Source organism: Maricaulis maris (genome assembly GCF_036322705.1).
Taxonomy (GTDB): domain Bacteria; phylum Pseudomonadota; class Alphaproteobacteria; order Caulobacterales; family Maricaulaceae; genus Maricaulis; species Maricaulis maris_B.
On the sequence record NZ_AP027270.1, the window covers coordinates 1157718 to 1183517 of the forward strand.

27 protein-coding genes and 2 tRNA genes are annotated in these 25800 nt (G+C 64.5%); 23 read left to right on the plus strand and 6 right to left on the minus strand.

Annotated elements, in window-relative coordinates; translation table 11 throughout:
• Positions 1–66 precede the first annotated feature (66 nt).
• Entirely contained in the window at positions 67–798 is a 732-nt protein-coding gene (locus AAA969_RS05305) for a DUF2793 domain-containing protein (protein WP_338244363.1), read from the plus strand.
• Here the strand turns inward: AAA969_RS05305 and pip are convergent, their stop codons facing one another.
• From pip to AAA969_RS05320, 3 genes are all read right to left on the minus strand, one after another.
• The gene (gene pip, locus AAA969_RS05310) at positions 799–1818 is read right to left on the minus strand and encodes a prolyl aminopeptidase (protein ID WP_338244365.1); all 1020 of its coding nucleotides are present in this window, start codon (positions 1816–1818) and stop codon (positions 799–801) included.
• Complete coding sequence (locus AAA969_RS05315; RefSeq protein WP_338244367.1) at positions 1815–2282, minus strand: hypothetical protein; 468 nt, start codon at positions 2280–2282, stop codon at positions 1815–1817. Before AAA969_RS05315 ends, pip begins: the two co-directional genes overlap by 4 nt.
• Positions 2283–2410: 128 nt before the next feature.
• Positions 2411–2485: transfer RNA gene (locus AAA969_RS05320), tRNA-Thr, on the minus strand.
• Positions 2486–2866: 381 nt separating this feature from the next.
• Here AAA969_RS05320 and murA point away from each other — a divergent pair.
• From murA to AAA969_RS05375, 11 genes are all read left to right on the plus strand, one after another.
• The gene (murA, locus tag AAA969_RS05325) at positions 2867–4138 is read left to right on the plus strand and encodes a UDP-N-acetylglucosamine 1-carboxyvinyltransferase (RefSeq protein WP_338244368.1); all 1272 of its coding nucleotides are present in this window, start codon (positions 2867–2869) and stop codon (positions 4136–4138) included.
• 18 nt (positions 4139–4156) lie between these two features.
• A complete protein-coding gene (locus tag AAA969_RS05330; protein ID WP_338244369.1) occupies positions 4157–4618 on the plus strand; it encodes a DUF2948 family protein in 462 nt (153 codons plus the stop codon).
• Entirely contained in the window at positions 4615–5097 is a 483-nt protein-coding gene (locus tag AAA969_RS05335) for a UPF0262 family protein (RefSeq protein ID WP_338244370.1), read from the plus strand. The genes AAA969_RS05330 and AAA969_RS05335 overlap by 4 nt, the downstream gene beginning before the upstream one ends.
• Positions 5094–5528, plus strand: coding sequence for a low molecular weight phosphatase family protein (locus AAA969_RS05340; RefSeq protein ID WP_338244371.1), 435 nt, complete (start codon positions 5094–5096; stop codon positions 5526–5528). Before AAA969_RS05335 ends, AAA969_RS05340 begins: the two co-directional genes overlap by 4 nt.
• Before the next feature lie 133 nt (positions 5529–5661).
• Complete coding sequence (infA, locus tag AAA969_RS05345; RefSeq protein WP_011643070.1) at positions 5662–5880, plus strand: translation initiation factor IF-1; 219 nt, start codon at positions 5662–5664, stop codon at positions 5878–5880.
• Between the two features lie 24 nt (positions 5881–5904).
• Positions 5905–6531, plus strand: coding sequence for a Maf family nucleotide pyrophosphatase (locus AAA969_RS05350; RefSeq protein ID WP_338244376.1), 627 nt, complete (start codon positions 5905–5907; stop codon positions 6529–6531).
• A complete protein-coding gene (locus AAA969_RS05355) occupies positions 6528–7601 on the plus strand; it encodes a ribonuclease E/G (protein WP_338244378.1) in 1074 nt (357 codons plus the stop codon). Before AAA969_RS05350 ends, AAA969_RS05355 begins: the two co-directional genes overlap by 4 nt.
• Positions 7602–7656: 55 nt before the next feature.
• Positions 7657–7824 carry a DNA gyrase inhibitor YacG gene (locus AAA969_RS05360; protein ID WP_338244380.1) on the plus strand — a complete coding sequence of 56 codons (168 nt, stop codon included), beginning with the start codon at positions 7657–7659 and terminating at the stop codon, positions 7822–7824.
• A 141-nt stretch (positions 7825–7965) separates the two neighbouring features.
• Positions 7966–8041, plus strand: a tRNA-Phe gene (locus AAA969_RS05365).
• An 85-nt stretch (positions 8042–8126) separates the two neighbouring features.
• Positions 8127–8330 (plus strand): hypothetical protein, encoded by a 204-nt coding sequence (locus AAA969_RS05370; RefSeq protein WP_338244383.1) that lies wholly within the window; start codon positions 8127–8129, stop codon positions 8328–8330.
• Positions 8331–8718: 388 nt separating this feature from the next.
• Complete coding sequence (locus AAA969_RS05375) at positions 8719–8916, plus strand: hypothetical protein (protein ID WP_338244385.1); 198 nt, start codon at positions 8719–8721, stop codon at positions 8914–8916.
• A gap of 52 nt (positions 8917–8968) precedes the next feature.
• On the opposite strand, the gene AAA969_RS05380 is transcribed toward AAA969_RS05375, so the two are convergent.
• Complete coding sequence (locus AAA969_RS05380; protein WP_338244386.1) at positions 8969–10069, minus strand: NADH:flavin oxidoreductase; 1101 nt, start codon at positions 10067–10069, stop codon at positions 8969–8971.
• Between the two features lie 183 nt (positions 10070–10252).
• On the opposite strand from AAA969_RS05380, the gene AAA969_RS05385 reads away from it, so the two are divergent.
• From AAA969_RS05385 to AAA969_RS05410, 6 genes are all read left to right on the plus strand, one after another.
• Positions 10253–11257, plus strand: a complete 1005-nt coding sequence (locus tag AAA969_RS05385) for an ATP-grasp domain-containing protein (RefSeq protein ID WP_338244388.1) — start codon at positions 10253–10255, stop codon at positions 11255–11257.
• On the plus strand, positions 11254–12570 hold the full coding sequence (locus AAA969_RS05390; protein ID WP_338244390.1) for a bifunctional folylpolyglutamate synthase/dihydrofolate synthase: 1317 nt from the start codon (positions 11254–11256) through the stop codon (positions 12568–12570). Before AAA969_RS05385 ends, AAA969_RS05390 begins: the two co-directional genes overlap by 4 nt.
• A gap of 115 nt (positions 12571–12685) precedes the next feature.
• Complete coding sequence (locus AAA969_RS05395; protein ID WP_338244392.1) at positions 12686–14179, plus strand: flavin-containing monooxygenase; 1494 nt, start codon at positions 12686–12688, stop codon at positions 14177–14179.
• Positions 14176–15009: an SDR family NAD(P)-dependent oxidoreductase gene (locus tag AAA969_RS05400; RefSeq protein ID WP_338244394.1), complete on the plus strand. Its 834-nt coding sequence runs from the start codon at positions 14176–14178 to the stop codon at positions 15007–15009. Before AAA969_RS05395 ends, AAA969_RS05400 begins: the two co-directional genes overlap by 4 nt.
• Positions 15010–15018: 9 nt before the next feature.
• The gene (locus tag AAA969_RS05405; protein ID WP_338244396.1) at positions 15019–15981 is read left to right on the plus strand and encodes an alpha/beta fold hydrolase; all 963 of its coding nucleotides are present in this window, start codon (positions 15019–15021) and stop codon (positions 15979–15981) included.
• A 122-nt stretch (positions 15982–16103) separates the two neighbouring features.
• Positions 16104–16523 (plus strand): hypothetical protein, encoded by a 420-nt coding sequence (locus AAA969_RS05410; protein WP_338244397.1) that lies wholly within the window; start codon positions 16104–16106, stop codon positions 16521–16523.
• Between the two features lie 295 nt (positions 16524–16818).
• Here AAA969_RS05410 and AAA969_RS05415 read toward each other — a convergent pair whose 3' ends face one another.
• Positions 16819–20259 carry a pyruvate carboxylase gene (locus AAA969_RS05415; protein WP_338244400.1) on the minus strand — a complete coding sequence of 1147 codons (3441 nt, stop codon included), beginning with the start codon at positions 20257–20259 and terminating at the stop codon, positions 16819–16821.
• A gap of 337 nt (positions 20260–20596) precedes the next feature.
• Between AAA969_RS05415 and AAA969_RS05420 the strand changes: the two genes are divergently transcribed.
• The 5 genes from AAA969_RS05420 (at position 20597) to fsa (ending at position 24466) form a co-directional block, all read left to right on the plus strand.
• Complete coding sequence (locus tag AAA969_RS05420; protein WP_338244402.1) at positions 20597–20992, plus strand: ArsR/SmtB family transcription factor; 396 nt, start codon at positions 20597–20599, stop codon at positions 20990–20992.
• Between the two features lie 40 nt (positions 20993–21032).
• The gene (locus tag AAA969_RS05425; RefSeq protein ID WP_338244404.1) at positions 21033–21575 is read left to right on the plus strand and encodes an SRPBCC domain-containing protein; all 543 of its coding nucleotides are present in this window, start codon (positions 21033–21035) and stop codon (positions 21573–21575) included.
• Between the two features lie 2 nt (positions 21576–21577).
• Positions 21578–22144, plus strand: coding sequence for a DUF4287 domain-containing protein (locus tag AAA969_RS05430; protein ID WP_338244406.1), 567 nt, complete (start codon positions 21578–21580; stop codon positions 22142–22144).
• A 309-nt stretch (positions 22145–22453) separates the two neighbouring features.
• Positions 22454–23722 carry a threonine ammonia-lyase gene (locus AAA969_RS05435; RefSeq protein ID WP_338244408.1) on the plus strand — a complete coding sequence of 423 codons (1269 nt, stop codon included), beginning with the start codon at positions 22454–22456 and terminating at the stop codon, positions 23720–23722.
• A 90-nt stretch (positions 23723–23812) separates the two neighbouring features.
• The gene (fsa, locus tag AAA969_RS05440) at positions 23813–24466 is read left to right on the plus strand and encodes a fructose-6-phosphate aldolase (RefSeq protein WP_338244410.1); all 654 of its coding nucleotides are present in this window, start codon (positions 23813–23815) and stop codon (positions 24464–24466) included.
• Between the two features lie 31 nt (positions 24467–24497).
• On the opposite strand, the gene AAA969_RS05445 is transcribed toward fsa, so the two are convergent.
• Positions 24498–25571 (minus strand): DUF2855 family protein, encoded by a 1074-nt coding sequence (locus tag AAA969_RS05445; RefSeq protein WP_338244412.1) that lies wholly within the window; start codon positions 25569–25571, stop codon positions 24498–24500.
• Positions 25572–25800: the final 229 nt, after the last annotated feature.

Below are 25800 nucleotides of genomic sequence, written 5' to 3' on the forward strand. Positions count from 1 at the left end.
AGTGCGAATGCTTATCTCCACCCGCCCATCTTGCCACAGACTGGCGGGCCAGCGAGGAGAAAGCCCATGTCCCAGATCAGTCCGACCCTTGAGCTGCCGCTTGTCATGCCGGCCCAGGCGCAAAAGCACGTCACGGTGAATGAAGCGCTGCTGCGGCTTGATGCCCTGGTCCGAACGGTGGTCGAGAGCCGGATCGAAGCTGTTCAGCCGATCAGCCCGGGCGAGGGGGAGGCGTGGATCCTTCCGGAAGGCGCCAGTGGCGATGACTGGTCGGGCTTCGACGTCGGTGACCTTGCTGTCTACCGCGATGGCGCCTGGACCCGCTACGCGCCGCGCGATGGCTGGCGGATTCATGTCCGCGATGAGGCCTGTGAGGTCGTCTGGGCCGCCCTGTCCGGCCACTGGCGCGCGGCGCCGCCGACACATGTCCTGGCCGCAGGGAGCCATGGTGCGGCGACAGAAGCCATCGTGATCGAGCAAACTGTCTCCGACCTCTCCGGAGCGAGCGTGGTCAGTCCGATCGTGATCCCGGCGCGGTCCGTGGTGTTTTGCGTCTCGGTCCGGACCTCTGAGGCAATCAGCGGGGCCAGCGCGTTCGATTGTGGAATCGCCGGTGAGACGTCCAAGTTCGGTGGCTCGCTGGGCGTCGCGACCGGTGCCGTCAATCTGGGGGTGATCGGGCCGACCGCCTTTTATGCTGATACGCCGATTGTGCTGACGGCCGTGGGCAGTGATTTTACCGGTGGCAGCGTGACGCTGGCCATTCACGCCTGGAGGCCGGTCGCTCCAACCGCCTGATCAGCGGATGCGACCGCTCACCCCGTCCATCAACCTGTTCAGCTCGAGCTGGGTGGCTTCCGTCATCCCGTGACCATTGACCGGCACAAGCCGGAAATCAGCATGCGGGCAAGCCTCGGCCAGATCGAAGGCGCTGCGTGCCGGACAGACCATGTCATAGCGCGAATGCAGGATCGCCATCGGGATGTCGCGCAGACGATCGGCCTTGGCGTAAATCTCGCCATCAGCGAGGAAGCAGGCATTGGCGAAGTAGTGCGCCTCGATCAGCGAGTGCGCCGCGAGGAAATTACGGCCGCGCGGGATCAGGCCGGCGCGCACGGCCTCCGGCGGATTGTCGAGATAGGAGAGGCGGTCCTCATACTCGGTCCAGCGATAGACGGCGGACCGACGCAAGGCGTCCAGCGGCGTCGCGGGGTCCTCGAAGCCAGCCAGGTCGGGCAGTCCGGTCGCGATCTCGTCCTGCATGGCATCCAGATACCAGTTCGCGATGGCCTGTGGCGTTGCGCGGTTAGGGGCGGGGACCGGCGCAATGAAAGTCCTGAAGGCGTCCGGGAAGAAACGGGGCGCCCCGTCCGCGCCGTGCCACCAGTCCAGCTCGTCCCGGCGGGCCGTGAAGACGGCCTCGACGATCAGGGCGCTTACAGCCTGCGGATGGGCCTGGGCATAGACCAGTGCCAGCGTGGAGCCCCATGAGGGGCCGAACACCATCCAGCGGGCGAAACCGAAATGCTGGCGCAAGGCTTCGATGTCAGCGACCAGGTGTGCCGTGGTGTTGGCGTCCAGCGACAAATGAGGTGTCGAGCGCCCCGCCCCACGCTGATCAAACAGGATGAGATCGTAGCGGTCCGGGTCAAACATGCGCCGGAATTTGGCGGACAGGCCCGAGCCCGGGCCGCCATGCAGGAAAACCAGGGGCAGGCCATCCGGATTGCCGCAACGCTCCCAGTACAGGGTGTGGCCGTCGCTGACCGGGAGATAGCCGGTCTCGCGGGGAGGGGTTTCAGCGAAAAAGGCCGTCATCGGGCTGAGGTGACCAGCAGGGCTCCGACTTCCAGGGCGATGGCGTCGAGGGCATCCGGTGCCTGCGAGGGCGCCGCATGGGCTTCCTGGGTATGGGACTGGCCCTGATAGCTGACCCGGATCGTCCACGCGCAGGATGACGTCGCTTGGCCGGTACCGACTGCGATCTCGGCCGAAAGCTCGTGCAGCAGAACTTCCGGTCCATCGGCGAGCGGGCTGTATTCGAGTTGATGACCGGTCTGCGCGAATCCTGATTCGATCTGCTCACGCACTCGCGCCAGATCCAGCGGACAGGCCTGCCGGTCGGCCATGCGTTCAGTCATGTTGATGATCGTGTAGACGACCGGTTCAGCCGCCGCTTCGGTCGGCAGTGGTGATTTCGCCGCCACCAGGGCCGCGGCTCCGGCGAGAGACACCACCAGCGCCGCGGTGGCGCGAACCCAATCAGATTGAAAGACGTGCAATGCCCGGTCCCGCTTCAAGTCCCCAAGGCCTCGCCCCCGCGCGACCCGTTCCCCGCAGGCAATAGCAGAACAATCCGGGACGACAAGCCTGTCGGCGGAAATCGATAGGTGTCGGAGATGGGAAGTAATGGTGCCGCTAGAGTGAATTGAACACTCGACCTCTCCCTTACCAAGGGAACGCTCTACCCCTGAGCTATAGCGGCGCCGGGTTGCCTTTCGGCGAACGAGAGCCGGGCATATAACGCAAGCCTGCCGCCACGCCAAGAGTGTCTTGACGTGATGTGCAGCGTTCGACATGACCAATGACATGAACACGCCCACCAATCCCCCCGCCAAGCCGCCGCGCCCGAAGCGTGAGCAACCGGACCCGAACTCCCGGGAGGCGCGTCTGGCCGAGGCTTTGCGCGCAAACCTCCGGCGCCGCAAGGCAGCGGCGAAGGCGGCCCCGAAGGACCAGCCGGAAAATGACAGTGACGCTGCACAAAGCGCCTCAGAAAAGCCCGCCGACTTGTCATAATGCCGCCCGCTTCGGGCCGTGGGATGGTGCACACCCCGTTTCGGGCATCAGTGTCTAAGGAGTTCACATGGACCGTATTGTCATCCAGGGCGGCGCGCGCCTTGAAGGCCGTATCGATATCAGCGGAGCCAAGAACTCTGCCCTGAAGCTGATGGCCGCTGCGTTGCTGACAGATGAGCCGGTCACGCTGACCCGCATGCCGTTGCTGGCGGACAGCCGCTTTCTCGGGAATTTGCTGGAAAAGCTGGGTGTCGAGGTGTCCGATGGTTCCAACGCCGAGCTGCGTCTGCACGCGGCCAGCATCGCCGATACCTTTGCGCCCTACGATCTCGTGCGGAAGATGCGGGCCAGCTTCAACGTTCTCGGCCCCCTGCTCGCGCGAGAGGGGCATGCCCGCGTCTCGCTGCCCGGCGGGTGCGCGATCGGGGCCCGGCCGGTAGATCTTCACCTCAAGGCGCTCAAGGCGCTGGGGGCACAGATCGAGATTGCCGAAGGCTATGTCTCCGCCAGGGCGCCGGCTGGCGGTCTTGTCGGCGGCGAGATCGACCTGCCCTTCGCATCCGTGGGTGCGACCGAACACGCCATGCTGGCGGCGGCGCTGGCCCGCGGCGAGACGGTGATCGAGAACGCGGCGCGCGAGCCGGAAATCGGTGACCTCGCTGATTGTCTGACGGCGATGGGGGCCACGATCGAGGGGGCCGCTACCTCGACCATCCGCATCCAGGGGCAGTCGCGCCTGTCCGGTGTGACCCACCGGGTGGTTGCCGACCGGATCGAAACCGCGACCTATGCCTTGGCAGTGGCTGCCGCCGGTGGTGACGCGGTGCTCGAGGGCGCTGTGTTTGGCCACAACAAGGCGCTGTGGTCGGCCATGCATGAGGCCGGTGTGACCGTCGAGGCGGTGACCGACGGGGTCCGCGTCGCCCGCAATGGCAGCAAGCTGGACAGCGTCGATATCGAGACCCAGCCCTTCCCGGGTTTCCCGACCGATGCACAGGCGCAATTCATGGCTTTGATGTCGCTGGCCAACGGCTCTTCGGTTATTCGCGAAACGATTTTCGAGAACCGCTTCATGCATGCGCCGGAGCTGGCCCGTCTCGGTGCCGATATCACCGTGCATGGCAATGAAGCGGTCGTTCGCGGCGTTGAGCGCTTGCGCGGGGCGCCGGTAATGGCAACCGACCTGCGCGCCTCGGTCAGCCTGGTTATTGCGGGCCTTGCCGCTGAGGGGGAAACCGTGGTCAATCGGGTCTACCATCTCGATCGCGGTTTCGAGCGCCTGGAAGCCAAGCTGTCGGGCTGCGGGGCCCGGATCGAACGGCTCCCGGACGGGGCCTGAACCACAGGACACGGTGCAATGACGGCTCCCCTACGGCTGACGGCCCTCGATGAGCAGGATCTGGAGGTGATCTCCGCCGCGCTCCAGGACGCGGTCGCCCTGCTGGGTGACTTCGAGTACTCCCGGCGCCTGCGCAGTTTCACGATGGGCTTCAACCGGTTTTGCTGGGAGGCCGGTCGCCGCGACCGCCGGGTCCGCAGCGGCCTGCAGATCGGGCATGTCACAGCGGCCCGCTCCCAGAATATCCGTCAGGGTGCCGAGGATGCGGTGGTCAACCTGCTCGCGATCCGGTTCGAGCCGGGCGAACTGCCGTCGGGACAGGTGATTTGCACATTTTCCGGTGGCGGAGAGCTCCGCCTTGATGTCGAATGCCTGGATGTTGTCCTTGCCGACCTGTCGCGTTCCTGGCGCGCATCGGCCCGGCCGGAGCATGACCTTGCCGATCTCGGCGACACGGATGGGGAAACGCGGACACGATGAGCCAGCCCGGAGACAAGATTGTCCGTATCGATCTCGATGGCGTCAGTATCGGGCCAGGCGATGTCAATGCCGACCATGAACGTCGCGTCGCGATCGCCGACCTGCTGGAGGGCAACAGCTTCCGGCCGGATGGCGAGGTCGATGGCCCGTTTGCCTTGCGCTTGGCGATTGAAGACGACCGGCTGGTCTTTGACGTCCGGCTTGAGGATGACACGCCGGTTCGTGGTTTCGTCTTTGCGCTGGGGCCGCTGCGCCGGATCATCAAGGACTATTTCCTGATCTGCGAGAGCTATTACGAGGCTGTCCGTGATGCCCCGCTCGAGCGGATCGAGGCCATCGACATGGCGCGCCGCGGTGTTCACAACGAAGGCTCGACCCTGTTGCGCGAACGGCTCGCCGGCAAGATCGATGTCGATTTCGACACGGCCCGACGTCTGTTTACCCTGATCTGCGCCCTGCACCGCCGGGCCGCGTCATGATCCCGCCTTCAGTCCTGTTCGTGTGCGGTCGCAATGCGATCCGGTCGCCCATGGGCGCAGCCCTCTGGCAGCTTCGTTTCGGCACCGATGTCTCGACCCGGTCCTGCGGCGTTATTCCCGCCGCCTTTGTCGATCCCTTCATGGTCGCCGTGATGCTGGAGAAGAAGGTCGATCTGGAAGACTTTTCGCCGATCGCCCTCAACGGGGTCGGCGAGCCACCGGCGGAGCTGATTGTCTCGCTCTCGACGGCGGCGGATCGCATGGCCCGGGAGTATGCGGCACGCACCGGGGCCGAGTTCCAGGCCTGGCCTATCCCCGATCCCAGCGAGACCGGTGGCAATCGTGACATGAAGATCGCAGCCTACCGCGAGACCCGCGATGCCATAGCCGCCCGCATCGCGCAGTGGCAGCCGACGCCAAAAAGCGCCTGAACACTCGACTTTTGCCCGCAAGGGGGAGTATACACCGCGCTCCGGTGCGCTGGCCGCTTGGCGAGTCGGTGAGAACACCCAGAATTATGAGCCCCCACAGGGTCAGACCCCAGGGTCAGAAACGAGGAGCCGCATGGCTAAAGAAGAACTGTTGGAGTTTCCGGGCGAAGTCACGGAACTGCTTCCGAACGCGACCTTCCGGGTCAAGCTCGAGAATGAACACGAAATCATTGCCCACACTGCGGGCAAGATGCGCAAGAACCGTATCCGCGTCCTCGCCGGCGACAAGGTCCTGGTCGAGATGACGCCCTATGATCTGACCAAGGGCCGGATCACCTATCGCTTCAAGTAAGCTCCGTTCAGGCGTGGTGACGCGATGACGCTTGCCGACCCGGCAAATCCCCGCCCGCGCCTGATTCTGGCCAGTGCCTCGCCCCGACGCTTCGATCTGCTGAGCGGGGCAGGGCTGACCCCCGACGCGGTCGAACCCACTCATATCGATGAGCACGAGATACCCGGCGAATTGCCCGGACCTCTGGCCCTGCGCCTCGCGCAGGAAAAAGCCATGGCCCATCCCGGCGCCGCCGATGCCTTTGTGCTGGCCGCCGATACCGTCGTCGGTGTCGGACGTCGGGTCTTGCCCAAGACCGAGGTTGAGGCCGAGGCCCGGCATTGCCTGGCGCTTCTGTCGGGCCGCAATCACCGGGTCTTTACCGGTATTGCCGCGCGCGCTCCGGACGGCCGTTTCGCGGCACGGGTTGTCGAGACACGGGTCAAGTTCAAGCGCCTGTCCAAGCCCGAGATCGACGCCTACATCGCGTCCGGCGAATGGCGCGGCAAGGCGGGCGGCTATGCCATCCAGGGCCGGGCCGGCTGTTTTGTGATCAATCTGATCGGCTCCTTCACCGGCGTTGTCGGCCTGCCGCTCTACGAGACCGCCAATCTGCTGACCGGGCTGGGCTATCCCGTCACGGCGCGGATCGGCGAGGGAGGTTCCGCATGAACCGGCAAATCCTGATCGAGGAAAATATCGGTGAGACCCGGGCTGCCGTGGTCGAGAATGGCCGGATCGTGGAGCTCCATCTCGACCGCTGGTCGGAAGCCGGCCAGCGGGCTATCGAGGGCGAGGTCTTCCGCGGCCGCATCCGCCGTGTCGAACCGGCCCTGAACGCTGCTTTCGTGGACCTCGGTGTGGGTGAGGAGGGCTTCCTGCCCTTCGGCAAGGCCGGTCGCCCCAAGGGGCTGCACGAGGGCGCCGCCATCGGCGTGCGGGTTGCCCGCGAGGCCTATGCCGAGAAGGGCCCCAATCTCAGCCTGGTCGAGGTCGACGCGGGCGAGGCGCCCGATTGCCTCGAGCCGGCGGAAATTCTCGCCCAGCGTCTGGTCCGCACCTTTGGCGATGCCGAGGCACAATGGGCCGATGAGACCGACTACGATCTCGAAGCCGCCTTCGATGAAGCGCTCGAGCCGAAGGTCGCCATTCCCGGCGGTGGCTCGCTCTATATCGAGACGACGCGCGCCATGACGACGTTCGACGTCGATGCCGACGGACGCAAGGGGCAGGGCAATGCCGCCCAGCTCGCCATCCAGCTCAATAATTCCGCAGCCAAGGAAGCCGCCCGCCAGGCCCGCATGCGCGGAATCGGCGGCATCCTGGCCATCGATTTCGTTCACATGCGCGGCCAGCCGGATCGCAAGGCGGTCGAGCAGACCCTGCGCGGCGCCTTCCGGCGCGATCGCGCCAAGGTCGACGTTGCGCCGCTGTCGCAATTCTGTGTCGGCGAGATCGCCCGCCAGCGTCGTGGCCGGACCCTGTCCGAGATCATGCTGGAGCGCGATGGCCGTCCCACGATCGAGACCGCCGCGCTGGCCGCGCTGCGCCGCCTCGATGCGGAAGCCCGCTCGGATCGTTCGCGCAAGCAGCGCCTGACAGTGGGGCCTGAAGTCTTCGCCTGGCTCGAAAGCGACACCATCGCCTGGCGTGCTGCGCTGACAGAGCGCATGGGCGCGCGCTTTGAACTGGGCGAGAACCCGGACTTGCCGCGTGACGCCTGCCGCGTCAGTCGTGCCTGAGCCGTCCTGAACCCGACTTCTTTCCAAACGACCTCCCCAAAAAGGAGCTATCGCCATGAAATGCCCGATCTGCCGTCAGCCGGCCCATCCCGACTTCAAGCCCTTCTGCTCAAAACGCTGCGCCGATGTTGATCTGGGCAAGTGGGTCAGCGGCTCCTACGCCATCCCGGGCGAGCCCGCCGATGTGGCCGAGGACAACCCGCCGACCGAAGAAGACCAGTAGCCGGGCGCAGCCTCGTCGGGGCAGGTGTGGGCGAGCACTGCCGCCGGTTGTGAATTCGCTGAAAAGGGTCATGGACACGTCTCCATGCCCGACCTATAAACCGCGCTCTCGATTGTCGCCGCGGCGATGGATCGGCCCGGCGCCCGGGTAGCTCAGTTGGTAGAGCAGCGGATTGAAAATCCGCGTGTCGGCAGTTCAAATCTGTCCCCGGGCACCATTCTCTCTCTCACGGCCATTCGCTGTCCTCACGCTTCCGACGGGGCGGCTCGCTTGGCGCGCCGGACTCTCGGGGAGGAACTCGCATGACCAGCTGGATGGGAACAGGTTTGGCGGCCCCGTCGCTGGTTTTCGCGCCGGCAGCAGCGTGGGCCAGCTGTACCGGTGATTGTTTCAGCGATTGTTACGACACGTTCGGTGACCAGCTCGGGACGCCTCGTGGCAATCTCGAGTGCGGGCAATGCCTGGACTATTGCAATGAGTGGTGCTTGCCGATGAGCGGGCTCTGAGTTGAATTGGCCGGGCGCCTTGGCGCCCGGCCTCACCCTGCTTCCCCGGGCGGTCCCCAACCGGGTTTGCCCGATCGACACCCTGAAATCCGGGCCGTGGCGGGACAGACCGATGTGCGGCTATCAGGGGCCTGATTGAACTCAGAAGTGGTGTGCGGGTTCCTGCAGCTAGAATGGTCCAGTGTCGATGAGGCTCTCACTCGTGCTTCACATGACCTCCTGCGAGGCCTTGAGTGCCTATACGCCTCCGGTAGAGGGCCGGTGTTTTTTGAAACCCGTGTCGGAAGTTTCAGTGCCTATGAGGAAGTGGTCTCGGCGTCCGATCCGTCGGAGGTGGTCACGCGCTGGTATCTGGCCCCGAGCCATGATGCACCGGTCGGCGACCGACGTGGCTATGACCGCGAGCGCCTTGCTGGCCTACCTGATCAGTCAGGTTCTTGTCTCCGTCTGGGAGATCCCCGTGCTGTTTGACGTCAGCCCCACAGCCGTCGCGCGGGCTGCCGGTATCGGGGCGGGCCTGATCGCCGGAGGCATACCGGCCTGGCGTGCCGCCAATGCCCATCCGGCTCTTGCGGTGAGGTCGTGAGCCGGCGCATGCAGTGCCAGCTCACGACTCCAAACCACTCTGACCCGTGTGCCTAGACGAGCTCTTTCAGCGCTTCGGCGCTGAAGTCTTCCAGCTCATCGAAACGTCCGTCTCGGACCTTGGCCGCCCATTCGGGGTCGGAGATCAGCGCACGACCGACGGCGACAAGGTCGAACTCGCCCTTTTCCATCCGCTCGATCAGCCCGTCCAGCGAGGCGGCGGGCGAGTTCTCGCCCATGAAGGCGCCGATGAAGTCGGAGTTGAGGCCGACCGAGCCGACCGTGATCGCCGGCTTGCCGGTCAGTTTCTGGGTCCATCCGGCCAGGTTGAGATCGGAGCCTTCGAACTCCGGGATCCAGAAGCGGCGGGTTGACGCGTGGAAGATGTCGACGCCGGCATCGGAGAGCGGGCCGAGGAATGCGCCCAGCTCATCCGGCGTTTCAGCCAGCTTGGCGTTGTAGTCCTGCTGCTTCCACTGCGAATAGCGCAGGATGAGCGGCAGGTCGGCCGGGATTTCCTTGCGGACCGCCTTGACGATCTCCTGCACGATCGTGGTGCGTTCGGTCAGCCCGCCGCCGAAGCGGTCATCGCGCTGATTCATGCCGTCCCAGAAGAACTGGTCGAGCAGATAGCCATGCGCGCCATGCAGCTCGATGGCGTCGAAGCCGATCTCTGCAGCCGCCTTGGCCGCCTTCGCAAAGGCGGCGATGGTGTCGGCGATGTCTTCCGCACTCATGGCCTCGCCGACCTGCTTGCCGCCCGGCATGATCCCGGACGGGCTGTCGGATTTGGCCTCCGGGTGCGGACCGGTTCCCGGTTTGCGGGCAAGGCCGACATGCCAGAGCTGCGGTGCGATCTTGCCGCCGGCCGCGTGGACGGCGTCCACCACCTTTTTCCAGCCGGCAAGCGAGTCCGGTTGATGAAAGTTCGGTATGGCCGGATCAAAGCTGGCGCCGGGGCGATCAACTGTGGTGCCCTCGGTAATGATCAGCCCGACCGCGTTCGCCGCGCGGCGACGGTAATAGTCCACAACTGGCTGGCCGGGCACGCCGCCCGGGCTCTTCGAGCGCGTCATCGGGGCCATCACGATACGGTTGGGCAATTCCAGCGAGCCCAGCGAGAAGGGCTTGAAGAGCGCGTCAGTCGAAGTCATTCGGGTATCCTTGAGAAACAAAGCTGGCACCACAGGTAAGGATGTTCGTCGGGAAATCGACCCTCGGGTATGCATTTGCCCCATACATTTTGTGGCGATGCAGCATGGCGCGGCGATCGGGCAATCGGAAGGGGCTCGCAAAGCTGCGCTTTTCCCGCCTGCCGAGAGCAGATAAAAGGCGCCATGCCGTCCTGCTCCGCCTCCGATACCCGTCCTTTCAACGCCCGCCTTGTCGACCAGGTGTGTGCCCGGCGCGGCTGGCACTTCATCGACCTTGACGGAGGCGAGGGGTATCTGTTCGCGGCCGAGGCGGGTGGACAACGCGTTCTGTCCGGCGCCGGCGCGATCTGTGCCTATCCGAGCAACTCAGCGACCGCGCACACCATTGCCCGAGACAAGGCCTTCACCCATTCCGTGCTGGTCTCCGCAGGCCTGGCGAGCGTGCCGACGGAGCTGGTGTTTCTGGAGACAGCCCGGCAACACCTGCGGGCGCCGGGGCGCGAGGGGCAAGACTTGCTGGCGCGATCCGGGTCGCTGTCCTTCCCGGTCTTCGCCAAACCCAATCGCGGCGCACATGGTGATTTCGCCGAGCGCATCGATGGCCCGGCCGAGCTCGAGGATTATCTCCGCCGGGCGGCCCGACGCCACGACCAGATCGTGATCCAGCCGGTCGTGTCGGCACCGGAATACCGGGTCCTGGTTGTCGGCGGGAAGGCGCGATTCCAGTATTGCAAGGCCGAGGGCGGTCTCGTCGGAACCGGCGAGGGCAGCTGGCAGGCGCGGTTCGAGTACATGAATGATCGCCTGCGCGCCGATGCGCTGAGTCCGATCCCCGAGGCCGGCTTCGTCCAGGCGCTTCTGGCGGCGGGGATGAAGGCCGGTGATCTCGCACCCAGCGGCGCCTGGCTGCCCCTGCCGGGCCGGCGCAACCTCGCGATCGGCGGCCAGCCGCTCGATTTCCGGACGTCCGTCGATCCGCACCTGGCCGAGTTGGCCTGCGCCGCCAGTGCGGCTCTGGGGCTGGATGTTGCGGGAATTGATCTTTTCCAGCCTCCGGGGCAGACGCCGGTCGTGCTCGAGGTCAATGGTAATCCCAGTTTCGCCTCGCTCGAAGCCATCGGCCGGACCGATCTCGCCCTGCAGATATGGGAAGACATTCTGGTCGCGGCGCTGGGAGGGGCGGCATGAAACGGACATCGCTGAGTTTGCCGCGCTTCGGGCAGGGGATCGGACTGGCCCGCACCGCAAGGCTTGCCGGGCAGCTCGGTCTTGATCTGTCCGCCCTTGGCAAACGCGCCATCGTCATTACCGGCAGCAATGGCAAGGGCAGTACGGCCAGCATGCTGACGGCGCTCCTCGGCTTTGCCGGCGAGCGGGTCGGCACGTTCACATCCCCGCATCTCTTTCGTTTCAATGAGCGCGTCCGGATCAATGGCGAGCCCGTGGATGACGCGGCCCTGCTGGCAGCCGAGGCCCGGGTCGCGGCGGCGATTGAACGGGATCGGCAGAACCATCCCGATGACGGCTTTGGTGAGTTCGAGGCTTGGTTCCTCGCTGCGCTGTACCTGTTCGAGGCTGAAGGTTGCGAGCGCCTGGTCATCGAGGCGGGGATTGGCGGCCGCTATGACCCGACGCGCCTGCTGCAGGCGCCGCTGGCGGCGATCGTCAGCGTGGATCTGGAGCATACAGCCCTGCTCGGAGCGACGCGGCGCGAGATTGCCCTCGACAAGCTGGACATTGCGCCGCCGGGCGGACGCGTATTGGTCGGGCGCGGACTTGAGGCGGAGTGGGACAGTCTCGCCACGGTCGCTGCCCTGAAACGTGTGCGCATCGAGGCGCCGCACCGGGTGTTCGGACCGGTCACAAGCGAGGACCGTCTGAGTGGTCACTCGATCACCCTGCAACATGACGGGATGGGCCTGATCCGCGTTGAGACGGGGCTGCACGGTGCCAAGCAGGCCGACAACCTGGAGCTGGCAATCGCCCTCGCGAGCATCGCGCGGGACGATGTCGCGCCGTCGCGCTGGCCTGGCCTGATTGCCGACGCCTTGGCATCGGCGCGCTGCGAGGGCCGGCTTGAAGTTCTGCCGGGATCGCCGTCTTTGCTGATCGATGTCGGGCACACGCCGGACGCGGTCGAGGCCGCAGTCACCGCAGCGGCGGAATTGACGCGGGATGTTGCCGCCATTCTGCTGCTGGGGATGTCACACGACAAGGATATCGACGGCATGTTGTTGCGCCTGCTTCCGCATTTTGACCGGGTCATCATCGGGCAGGCCTACAAGGGCCTGCCGTCCGATCAACTGGCGGCCCGCGTGCGCGCCGTCCGTCCGGAAATCGCAATTCTGGACGTCTGTGACGACGCCGACCACGCGCTCGAGGCCGGACGGCGGCAGCTTCCGGCGGAGGGTGTCCTGGTCGGCCTTGGCGGCCTGTTCTGGGCCGGTGCCCTGCGGGCGAGTTTCACGGGCCAGTCGCTCGACGCCCTTGATTTCAGTTGAGCGGCTTTGCGTCAGGAGTGGCGCAGCAGCCCGCACCACGACAGCAAACTCTTGCACTGACCAGAAAACGGTGTTCACTTTTCCAACGCCGCTGAAGAAGCGGTATGGAGGAAGCATGTCCGATCCTGATTTCGATGTTCTCATTGTCGGTGCCGGCATTTCCGGTATTGGCGCCGCCTATCACCTGCAGACCCGGTGCCCGGGGCGCAGTTATGCGATCCTTGAATCGCGCGATGCCATCGGCGGGACCTGGGACCTGTTTCGCTATCCCGGTATCCGCTCCGACAGTGACATGTACACGTTCGGCTATGCCTTTCGTCCGTGGACCGGAGGCAAGGCCTTCGCCGACGGCCCCTCGATCCGTCAATATGTCCGCGATACCGCGACCGAGAACGGGATCGACCGTCATATCCGCTTCAACCACCGCGTCATTGCCGCGGATTGGGACAGCCCGACAGCACGCTGGCGGATTACCGCGACAGACGCCTCCGGCGCGGAGCAGGTCCTGACGGCGCGCTTCTTGATGATGTGCTCGGGCTATTACCGGTATGAGCAGGGCTATGTGCCCGATTTCGCCGGTCTCGATGAGTTCAGGGGGCGGATCGTTCACCCGCAATTGTGGGATACCGAACTCGACTATGCCGGCAAGAAGGTGGTGATCATCGGGTCGGGCGCGACCGCGGTCACGCTGGTGCCGGCGATGGCCGAAACGGCGTCACACGTCACCATGCTGCAACGGTCTCCGACCTATATCGCGGCGCGCCCGTCGACCGACAAGGTCGCTGAAGCCCTTCGCAAGGCGCTTCCCGCCCGTCTCGCCTATCTGATGTCCCGCATCAAGAATATCGGCCTCTCGATCTATATCTACCAGCTCTCCAAGCGCTGGCCGAATGTCGTCAAGAAGGCCGTGATCAAGGCAGTCAAGGATGAGCTGGGTGAGGGTTTCGACGTCGAGAAGCACTTCACGCCGCGCTATAACCCCTGGGACCAGCGCTTCTGCCTGGCCCCTGACGGGGATTTCTTCGAGACGCTGAAGTCCGGCAAGGCGGATATCGTTACCGATCATATCGAGCGTTTTACCGAGACCGGTATCGCCCTCAAGTCCGGGGCGTTCATCGAGGCGGATATCATTGTTCCGGCGACCGGGCTGGAGATGCAGCTGGCGGGTGGCGCACAGATTTCGCGCGACGGTGCGGTGCTCGATACGGCTGACCTCTATACCTATCGCGGGATGATGCTCGGCGATGTTCCGAACTTCGCGCTCGCGTTCGGCTACACAAATGCTTCCTGGACGCTGAAGGTGGATCTGACCTGCGAACGGGTCTGCCGCATGCTCAATCACATGAAGAAGACCGGCACCGATGTCGCCGTGCCCAACGTGCCTGCGGATATCCAGCCCGAGCCCTTGCTCGATTTTTCGTCCGGCTATGTCCAGCGTGCGATCAAGCACCTGCCCAAGCAGGGCGACCGGGCACCGTGGAAGACCTATCAAAACTACGTCCAGGACATGCTGACCATCCGTTTTGGCCGACTTGAGGATGGCTATATGACTTTCACCAAAGCGCCCGACCCCGTCCGCGACACACAAGTCCGGGAGGCGGCGGAATGAGCGGGCGTTTCGAGTATGCCGGCCGGACCGCGCTGATTACCGGCGCTGCGAGTGGTATCGGTGCGGCCCTGGCCGCCGACCTCGCCGGACGGGGCGCTCATCTCATCCTCGTCGATGTCAATGCCGACGGGCTTGAGGCCATCGCGCAGCCCTTGCGGGCCGATGGGCGTTTGGTGTCGACCTATGTGGTCGATATGGCGGATGCTGCCGCGATCCGTCAGCTGGCGCGTGACGTTGAGGCGGCGGGCGAGCCGGTTCACCTGCTGATCAACAATGCCGGGATCGCACTCGGCGGTCTGTTTGAGCAGGTCGAGCAGGCGGATTTCGAGCGGCTGATCGACATCAACCTGCATGGCGTCATCCGCATGACGCGCGCTTTCCTGCCGCAGCTTCGCGCGGTGGAGGAAGCCCATATCGTCAATATCTCGAGCATATTCGGGATTGTCGCGCCGGCCGGCCAGGCCGCTTACAGTGCGGCCAAGTTTGGCGTGCGGGGCTTTTCCAATGCGCTGCGCCACGAGCTGGCGGGGAGCCCGATCGGCGTGACGACGGTTCACCCCGGTGGCGTGGCAACCCGGATCGCGTCCAGCGCCAAGCCGCCTCCCGGTGCTTCGCCGAAGGATATTGCGGCCGCGCAGAAACAGACCGAGCGTCTTCTGGTCATGCCGCCCAGCGAGGCCGCGCGGATCATTCTGGCCGGTGTGGCACGCAAGAAACCCCGCATCCTGGTCGGGCGCGATGCCCACATCATGATGTGGATGGAACGGATTTTCCCGACCCGCTACTGGTCGCTCATGCAGTCAATGGTTGGCGCGCGACGCAAGTCCTGAGGGGGCATCATGCTCAGTATCATTCTGGCCATCTTCGGCATCGTCATCCTGGGGATCATCATCGCTCTGGTGGTTGCCTGGCGGTTCAGTCACATGGTCGCCGGCAAGGCCGCCAAGGCGCTACCGCCAAAAGGTCACTTCACCGAGGTCCGCGGCGGGCGGCTGCACTGGGTCGAGATGGGCGAGGGGCAACCGGTCGTGATGATCCACGGCCTGGCCGGCAATCTGCACAATTTCACCTACGCCATGACCAAGCGCCTCGCGGCGGCCGGCTATCGCGCCATTGCCATCGACCGGCCCGGGTGCGGCTGGTCCGAGCGTGACAGCGATGAACAGGCCCGCATCCCCGAGCAGGCGCGCATGATTGCGGAGATGCTGGAGAAGGAGGGGATCGAGACCCCGCTTCTCGTGGGGCATTCGCTGGGCGGAGCGGTCTCGCTGGCGCTGGCGGTCAATCATCCCGAGCGGGTTGGCGCCCTGGCGCTGGTCTCGGCCCTGATCAAGGCGCCGGACAAACCGGCCGCCGCCTTTGCCGGTATTGATATCGCCAATCCGGGCATGCGCCGCTTCGTGGCGGAGACCATGGCCGTACCGATGTCGATCCGCAATGGCGCGAAAACCCTGGCGTTCGTGTTCGGGCCCGACGCGGTGCCGGATGATTTCCGGGTCAGGGGCGGCGGCCTCCTGTCCTTGCGGCCGGACGCCTTCTATGGCGCAGCGACGGACCTTCAGGCTGTTGCCCTCGACCTGCCGGCGATCACCGAGCGGATCGGAGAGATCAGCCATCCGGTCGGTCTCTTTTATGGCATGGGCGACCGTATCCTGTCGGCACCGGAGCAGATCGAGGCCCTGCGCACGGCTTTGCCCGAGGCCGATATCGAAACGATGGATGAGCGTGGTCACATGCCGCTGGTCATCGAGCCGGAGCGGCTTGAAGCCTTCATTGTGCGGATGGCGCAGCGCCGCGCCTGACTTGCACTTGGCGGCTCGCAGGGCTCATTATCGGTGTCTGCCCTTGATGCAGGATGGGAGTGTATTGGCGGTGAGATAGGATGGCAGAGGCGGTCAGGCGACGTATTCTGACAGGGACGACGATGCTCAGGGTCATAACCGGCCTGCTCTGGTTCCGTGCCTGCTGGGCATTCGGCCTCTTTCTCTTCTTCATGGCCTACAGGGCCGGCATGCCCGGCTTTGGATTGGTCGGCGAGTCACTTGCGGCCTTCGTTCATGCCCGTCCAAACACGTTCTTCGCGCTTTGGGGCCTCTATGTTGCCGGCTATCTGCTCGCGGCGATCTTGTTCCGTCAGCGGCCCTGGATGGCCCTTGGTGTCTACCTTCTTGCCGCGCTCATCGACTTCGCGCTCTGGCTGTCGATGTCGCTGAGTGTCGAATACCAATACCTGATCGAGGGCTGGGCGCGTGCGCTCGACGGAGCCTTCAACGCGATCGACCTCATCCTGGTCGGGGCGCTGTTGGCGTTTGCCCTTCGCGGTGTGAAGCCGGGTCCGGACTAGCCAGGTTCGAGCACAGCCACCGAATAACCGGAATAGCCGGGACCGACACAATTAATCCCGCTCACCCACGGGCCGCAGGCGCACACCGCACCATAGACCCCTTGCCGAGACCTCGCCGTATCCGGTTCTTCAGGTCAAGGGCCGCAAAGCGGCCGCTTCGTGGTCTCACCCTTGAGCTGAAGAGCCGGATACCGCCTGCTGGCTGACAAGGAGTTTATGGAGGCCTCCGCGCAACGCGCCGGAGGCAACGTGATGCGTTCCCTCTCCCCGGGAAGAAGGGCGCCCGCACCCGTGCTCACTCTACCACAGCCAGCAGGTCCTTGGCATCAACCTGGGCGCCGGCGCTGACCGGCAGGCGTTTGACCGTGCCGGCCTGGGGGGCGGTGATGGAGGTCTCCATCTTCATTGCCTCCAGCGTCATCAAGAGCTCGCCAGCCTTGACCGTTTCGCCTTCCCTGGCGGCGATGGTGGCGATCATGCCCGGCATGGGCGCGGGAATATGCGCGGTGTTGGCCATGTCGGCCTTTTCATTGACCAAGGCCGTCGAGGCCACGGACTTGTCGTTGACGCGAACGACGCGGGGCTGGCCGTTGAGCTCGAAGAAGACTTCGCGCGCGCCATGATCGTCGGGTTCGCCAATCGCCATCATGCGGATATTGAGCGCCTTGCCGGGGTCGATATCGACCGAAATCTCGCCGCCAGGCTCCATGCCGTAGAAGAAAACCGGCGTCGGCAGCCGGTCGACGCGGCCGAACTCGCGGCGATGGTTTTCGTAGTCGGCGAAGACCTTGGGATACATGACCGCCGAACAGACATCATTCTCGTTCACCGGGCGCTCGCCATGGCCCTTGATCGTCTCACGGATCGCGTCGAAATCGACCGGGTCAAGATGTTTGCCTGGACGATCGGTGCGCGGTTTCTCGCCCTTCAGTGCCTTGGCTTGCAGCGCCGGCGGCCAGCCACCGGGCGGCTGGCCGAGGTCACCACGCAGCAGGCCGATCACGCTCTGCGGGAAGTTGATCTCGGTCTTCGGGTCCTGCACGTCTTCCGGCGTCAGGCCGGAGGAGACCATGTAGAGCGCCATGTCGCCGACCACCTTGGAGGACGGGGTGACCTTGACGATATCGCCGAACATCATGTTGACCGCGGCGTACATCTTGGCGACCTCGTGCCAGCGCTCGGCCAGGCCCATCGAGCGGGCCTGTTCCTTGAGATTGGTGAACTGGCCGCCGGGCATTTCATGCAGATAGACTTCTGAGGCGCCGGCCCGCAGGTCCGGCTCGAAGGCCGCGTATTGCGTGCGGACATCTTCCCAGTAATCGGAGAAGCGGCGGATCACCGCCGGGTCGATGCCGGTATCGCGCGGGGTGTCGCCAAGGGCGGTGATGATCGAGCCGAGATTGGGCTGGGAGGTCAGGCCGGAGAAGCTGTCCATCGCCGCGTCGACCGCATCGACCCCGGCTTCGCAGGCGGCCAGGACCGTCGCCGCCGCTATGCCGGAGGTATCATGGGTGTGGTAGTGGATCGGCAGGCCGGTCTCGTCCTTGATCGCCTTGACCAAGGTCCGGATCTGGGCCGGGCGGCACAGGCCGGCCATGTCCTTGATGCCGATGATGTGGGCACCCGCCGACTTCAGCTCGCGGGCCAGGCCGACATAGTAGTCGAGCTGGTATTTGGGGCGGTCGGCATGACCCAGATCGCCGGTATAGCAGATCGCCGCCTCACACAGCCGGTCGGTCTTGAGCACCGACTCCATCGCAACCTTCATGTTCTCGGCCCAGTTGAGGCTGTCGAAGACGCGGAAGACATCAATCCCGGTCTCGGCCGCCTGCCTGACGAAGAGATCGACGGCATTGTCGGGGTAATTGGTGTAGCCGACTGCGTTGGACGCCCGCAGCAGCATCTGGAGCATGACATTGGGCATGCGCTCGCGCAGGTCGGCGAGCCGGTCCCAGCTGTCTTCCTTCAGGAAGCGCAGCGCGACATCGAAGGTCGCGCCGCCCCAGCACTCGACCGAAAAGAGCTGGGAGAGGTGTTCGGCATAGGCGTCCGCCACGGTGACCATGTCGTGCGAGCGCATGCGCGTCGCCAGAAGGGACTGGTGTCCGTCCCGCATCGTGGTGTCGGTGATCAGGACCCGCTGCTGGGCCAGCACCCAGTCGCGGAAGCCCTCCGGGCCGAGCTGGTCGAGCCGTTGTTTGGTCCCGTCGGGTGCCTTGCCGCTGCTGGCAGGCGGGACGGGGGTCACGGCATGGCTCGGGGGAAGCGGCCGGCCTTCGACTTCCGGATTTCCATTGACCGAGACATCGGCAATGAAGGCGAGCAGCCGCGTGGCGCGGTCGCGTCGCTTGGGGAAATCGAACAGGGACGCGGTCGTGTCGATAAAGCGCGTGGTGATGTTGCCCGAGACAAAATCGGGGTGGTTGATGACGTTTTCGAGGAAGGCGATATTGGTCGAGACGCCACGGATACGGAACTCGCGCAGGGCCCGGTCCATCCGTCGGACGGCTTCTTCCGGGGTGGCTGCCCAGGCGGTGACCTTCTCCAGCAGGCTGTCGAAATAACGTGTGATCACGGCGCCGGAATAGGCGGTACCACCATCCAGGCGGATCCCGAAACCGGTGGCGCCGCGATAGGCCGTAATCCGCCCGTAGTCCGGCGTGAAGTTGTTCTGGGGGTCTTCCGTGGTGACCCGGCATTGCAGCGCGTGGCCGTGCAGGGCGATATCCGCCTGCGCGGGCACGCCGGTCTCGCTTTCGACCCCGATATGGCCACCGCGGGCAATCTGGATCTGGGCCCGCACAATGTCGATGCCGGTGACTTCCTCGGTCACGGTGTGCTCGACCTGGACGCGCGGGTTGACCTCGATGAAGTAGAATTTCCCGGTCTCGGCATCGAGCAGGAATTCAACCGTGCCGGCGCCGCAATAACCGGCATGGCGCACCAGGCGAAGCGCCGCCTCGCAGATCGCGGCACGGGTCTCTGTATCCATGTCCGGTGCCGGCGCGCGCTCGACGACTTTCTGGTTGCGGCGCTGGACCGTGCAGTCACGCTCGAAGAGGTGAACCAGATTGCCATGGCTGTCGCCGAGGATCTGGACCTCGATATGGCGCGCCTTGCGGATCAGCTTCTCCAGATAGACCTCGCCATTGCCGAAGGCGGCCTCGGCCTCGCGGCGCCCGGCCCTGGCCTGGTCATGCAGTTGGCTGGCGTCCTCGATCACCCGCATGCCGCGGCCCCCGCCGCCCCAACTCGCTTTCAGCATGAGCGGATAGCCGACGGCCTCCGCCATGCTGTCCCAGTCATCGGACCCCTCGGGCAGGGGGCCGGTTGCCGGTACAACCGGGACATCGGCTTCGACCGCCATGTTCCGCGCGGCGACCTTGTTGCCGAGCGACTTCATGACTTCAGGTGAGGGGCCGACAAAGGTCAGGCCGGCGGCCGCGCAGGCTTCGGCGAAATCCGGGTTTTCCGACAGGAAGCCATAGCCCGGATGGATCAGGGTCGCGCCACACTTCTTGGCGATGGCGATGATGCCGTCGATGTCCAGATAGGCCTTCACCGGCCCCAGGCCTGCGCCGACCCGATAGCTTTCATCGGCCTTGAACCGGTGCAGGGCCAGCTTGTCCTCCTCGGCATAGATCGCAACCGTGCGCAGGCCGAGCTCTGTGGCGGCGCGCATGATGCGGATAGCGATTTCGCTGCGATTGGCGACGAGGAGTTTTTCGGTGGGCAAGGGGCGTCTCCGGTGTGGCGATCGGGAGCGCGTGGTCATTCGCGCGCTGGTAACGTTATCATGAAACCCGCTTGGGGGCGGGGATGGAAGCGATTTGTTGCATTGCGAAAGGGCAGGGGCGCGCGTTTACGCCCCGACTTCAACCGGCAGCCCGGGCCGGGTCATGTGGGCCGGTCGGGCCTCGCCGGCCTGTGTGCCCGCACATGCTAGGGCCTTTTGCAGGGTGTCATAAAGGTAATCAAAAATGGATTTGTTGTTTTGCTGTGCGTGCCAAGTTGTATGGTTGCTTGCATTTGCTGGCATAATATGTAATTAGATTATTACATATGGTGGTGATATGATGTCTCCGGACACGATGGATGCGGTTTTTCAGGCGCTCGCCAGCGCGACACGGCGGGAGGTGCTCGACATCGTCCGCAACGAGCCGGGGTGCTCCGTCGGTGCGGTCGCGAGCCGCTTCGATGTCAGCCGGATCGCGGTGATGCGCCATCTGACTGTGCTGGAGGAGGCGGGTCTCATCATCTCGGACAAGCGGGGTCGGACCCGGCATCTCTACATGAATGCCGTCCCGATCCAGATGATCCACGACCGCTGGACCAGCGAGTATTCCGCCCTTTGGTCAGGCCGGATGCTGGATATCAAGTGCCTCGCCGAAAGCCGCCGCGCTCGTGACGGTGAGGCGGACGGTGAGCCAGGACAGGGTGCTCGGGATAAGGGGAGCCATCATGAATGAGCCAAGTTTGAAAAGACTCCCCGGGGAGATCCGGACATCGATGTATCGTGTCCTGATCCGGGCGACGATCGACCAGGTCTGGTCGGAGCTGATCCGCACTGACCGGCCAATGCCGTTTTTCTTCAACGGCCAGTACGACACGCCTGGCCTGAAAGACGGGGCGGCTTTCGCCATGCGTACGCCGGACGGCAAGCACACGCTGGTAATGGGCCGTGTGATCGAATTCGAACCGCCTTACCGCTACGCCCACACCTTCCGCTTTACGACATCGGAGGATCCGGTCTCGATCGTTCGCTATGTCCTCAGGGAGGTCGATGACGGGGTCGAGTTCACCCTGATCAACGAGCATGCGGCAATCGATCCGGTTTCCAAATCCGAAAAGCAGATGGCCCAGGGCGCCAAATTCATCTGTGAGAACCTCAAGGCTCTGGTCGAAACCGGCAAGGCGACAACCGGCGGACGCCTGATGTTGTTCATGTTTTCCCTGATGGCGCCGATAACGCCCAAGTCGGCGCTGAGTGAACACTGGCCGCTCGATCGGGCTCCGGGCCTTGAGCCGTATTCTGAAACCGAGGAGGCTTGATCATGGCTCAGTCACCGGAAGACATGGCGCGGACCATGATCGCCAATATGCCGGCCAAGACCGGCAAGTCACTCGATGAATGGGTCGCCATCATCAACGCGAGCGATCTGGAAAAGCATGGCGAGATGATCAAGCTGCTCAAGACCGAACATGGCATGACACATGGCTTTGCCAATCTGGTCGGGCATGCCGCGCGAGGCGGCGTCACGCTGGACGCGGCACCGTCGCCGGACCTTGTTGAAGCCCAGTATGCGGGGCCCAAGGCTGGTCTGAGACCGATCCATGACGCGCTGATTGCGGCTGTTTCAGCCTTCGGAAATGATGTCGAGCTTGCGCCCAAGAAGGCCTATGTGTCCTTGCGCCGCACAAAGCAGTTCGGCCTCGTCCAGCCGTCGACAAAGACCCGCCTCGATCTCGGGCTCAATCTCAAGGGAGTTGCCCCGAACGGGCGGCTGGAGGCCTCCGGTTCCTTCAATGCCATGTGCACGCATCGTGTCCGCCTCGAGAGCGTGAGCGCGGTCGATGCCGAGGTGATTGGCTGGCTTCGGGAGGCTTATGACGCCGCCTGATATTGTTTGGCCTCCCGTTTAAGGACTGGACAGACCGTTCGGGCAGGCGCATGGTTTGGGTTGAATATTGTTTGAGCGAGGCGTTATGCGCCATTTGACGGGTAAAAACGTGCAGGCAGGTCGGATGGCGCAATGCGTCACGCCGTCGCTTTGCGCGCGCCGTCTTTCGTCCCTTTCGATTATCACCGTCATAGCGCCGATCGGAGCGATGACACCCACGACCTGACCCCTTATCGGTTTCGTGCAGTTTCACCCCGCTTCCGGCAACAGGAGCGGGGTTTTTTCTGTGCGGTGTTCTGGAGACTGTCCATGTCCCTGCCTGCCCCTTCGCCTGACTTCAAGGCCCAACCGTCCCGGCGGGAGACCGCCCTGACGGCGGCTTTCGCTCATGTCGACCGGCTGCGAGCGTCCGGTTTCGGGGGAATTTTGCGCGCACCGATGATCGCGGCTCCGGGCCTGTCACAGGCGGCCGGGTGCGATCTGCATGTGAAGCTTGAGAACCTGCAGGTCACCGGATCCTTCAAGGAGCGCGGGGCCTATGCCCGGATGGCGGCGTTGAGCTTCGAGGAGCGCGGACGGGGTGTCGTGGCGGCATCGGCGGGAAACCACGCGCAGGGCGTCGCGCGCAGTGCGGCAGCCATGGGCGTGACCGCCCGTATCTTCATGCCGACCGGCACGCCGATGGTGAAAGTGCATGCAACCCGCGCGCTCGGGGCCGAGGTCGAGATCGCCGGGGCGGACTTCGATGCCGCCAAGGCCCTGGCCCTGACCCAGGCCGAGACAACCGGCGCCGTCTTCATCCATCCCTTCGATGATCCGGTGGTCCTGGCCGGGCAGGGGACGCTGGCGATGGAGATGCTGGAGGACCAGCCGGACCTCGACGTGCTGGTTTTCCCGGTCGGTGGCGGCGGTCTGGCCGCCGGCGCCGGTCTCGCGGCGCGACGCATCAATCCGGACATCGAACTGGTCGGGGTGCAATCCGACCTCTTCCCGTCCTTTGCCAACCGGTTTCGCGGTGAGGACCGGCCCATTGGCGGGTTTACCCTCGCCGAGGGGATCGCCGTGCGCGAGCCGGGTGGTCTGACCGGCGACATCCTGATGGATCTGCTGGATGAGGTTCTGCTGGTCGATGAGCGCCAGATCGAGCGCGCGCTCAACCTCTTCATCTCGCAGATGCGGGTCCTGCCCGAGGGGGCGGGCGCGGTCGGCCTGGCGGCGGTACTGGCCAATCCCGCGCGTTTCGCGGGCAAGAAGGTCGGCCTGGTACTCTCCGGCGGCAATGTGGACACCCGGCTGCTATCGTCCCTGCTGCTGAGGGATCTGGCCCGGTCTCACCGGCTGGCGCGTTTCAGGATCGAGCTGGTCGATGTGCCGGGACAGCTCTCGGCCGTCTCCGACCTCATCTCCCGCGCCGAGGGGAATGTGACCGATGTCGCCTATCACAAAACCTTCTCGGACCTGCCGGCCAAGGTGACCTATATTGATATCTCGCTGGAGGCGCAGGATGCGGCTCATATGGACCAGATCCAGGCGGCGTTGCAGGCGGCCGGTTTCCGGGTCGAGCTGGCAGGATATTGATTTCGCCTGCCCAACAGGCTTTGAAATGTAAGATCCGGTGGTTACCGGTAACCTAGTCCGTCCGAACCGACCGCCAGCGAGGAGCGCATCATGAAATTCTTTGTCGATACCGCCGAGACGTCCGAGATTGCCGAACTGGCCGAGGCCGGCCTCGTGGATGGCGTCACCACCAACCCCTCGCTGATCGCCAAGTCGGGTCGTGATTTCCTGGAAGTGGTGAAGGAAATCTGTGATCTGGTTGATGGACCTGTCAGTGCTGAAGTAACGGCGCTGGAAGCTCCGGCGATGATTGCCGAGGGCAAGACACTGGCGAAGCTGGCCGACAATGTCGTGGTCAAGCTGCCGCTGACCTTTGAGGGGCTGAAAGCCTGCCAGGCGCTGACCGCAGAGAATATCCAGACCAATGTGACGCTGTGCTTCTCGGCCAATCAGGGGCTTCTGGCGGCCAAGGCCGGAGCGACCTATGTCTCGCCCTTCATCGGCCGTCTCGATGATCTCGGCGTCGACGGCATGGAGCTGATCGCCAACCTGCGCACCATTTTCGATAACTACCTGTTCGACACACAGATTCTGGCCGCCTCGATCCGCTCGGCCGACCATGTCCAGCAATGCGCCCTGCTCGGGGCCGACGTCGCGACCGTCCCGCCGTCCGTGTTGAAGAACCTGGTCAAGCATTCGCTGACTGACAAGGGCCTCGAGGCTTTCATGAGCGATTGGAAAAAGACCGGCCAGAGCATCCTCTGACCGGTCCGGGCTTCAGGCGAATGGACAGGTATCAGACCTTGACGCTGACCCCGTCGCGCGGTGCGGCCTTGCCGTCAAGCAGGGCGCGATAGGTGGCCAGCGCACCGGCGCTGCCCTCGACCGTGCGGAAATCGAAATAGTTCGACGCGGCCTCGGCGAAAGTCCGCCAGGCGGCCTTGTAGCGCTGGTCGAACGTCTCCGGGCCCCAGCTCTTAATCAGGGTGCGGGCGGCGTCCGGAGCGAAGAAGAATTGCGGCTTGGGTGGCGGCAGGTCGCGCGGTGGCGCGGACTGGTCCCAATGGGCGCCACCGACCCGGATATTGCCGACCAGCTTGCCCGCCAGATGCTCGTGCAGGCTGCGATTGACGCGAGAATCGCCGGCGAAGTCGACGATCACGGCCGGCCCGGACGGGGCCAGCTGATCGATCGCGTCATAAGCGGTGACCGAGTCATAGAGGCCCAGGCCCGACACGAAGTCCGCATTGCCAGACGAAGTCAGCCCGATGGCGTGACGGCCGCCACCCTGACGCAGCGCGAAGGCGAGGGCGATGGCGGTCTTGCTCGAGGCACTGGTCAGGATGACCGGCGCCTCGGTGAAGCCATTGGCCGGGTCGCGCAGGAAGAAGTCGAGCAGCCAGGCGGTGATGAAAAGCGGTTGCAGCACCATCTGGGCGGCCTCGCCGCCGGAGGTGTAGCCCGGGTCGGTAGCACAGCGCACATAGGCGTTGTAGGCCGGTGGCAGCTCGGCACGGTGGGCGCTGGTATCGACAAAACCACCCGGCGTGATCCTGCCCGGACGGGTGATCAGCTCGGACGCGGCCGGGAAATAGCCGTAGACCCGCTCGCCAACCGGCAGATCGTCGACGCGGCTCTCGGCAATGTCAGCAAAGCCCCAGACCGGCAGGCGGCAACGACCATCGGCCCCCGGGAAGAAATCCCAGTAGCGCATGGCATCGCCGAAGGCGGCATAGGTGATGTTGTTGGCGGTCAGCGCGAAACTGTTGATGGCCAGACGAATCTCGCCGGCCTCCAGCGGCCGTTTGGCCTCCTCGACAATGGTCACGTCTGTGATGGTCTTGCGGTCAATGGACAGGGCCCAGCTCATCGATATCTCCCGTTGGCGGTCGTCTTGGCGACCTGTTGGAACCAGAGTTGACGGGTTCCCGGCCCGGATCAAGCGTCGATCCCTCCGTGATTTCCGGAGGGTGGGGCCGGATGGGTGGTTTCGCCGCGACAATTTGTCGTGTTAGCCTCGACTTCTGGGTGTGGCGATGAGTCGAGCCGCTGCGCGCGACAAATTGCCATAGATATTTTGTGGGGAACTGCGCTACACC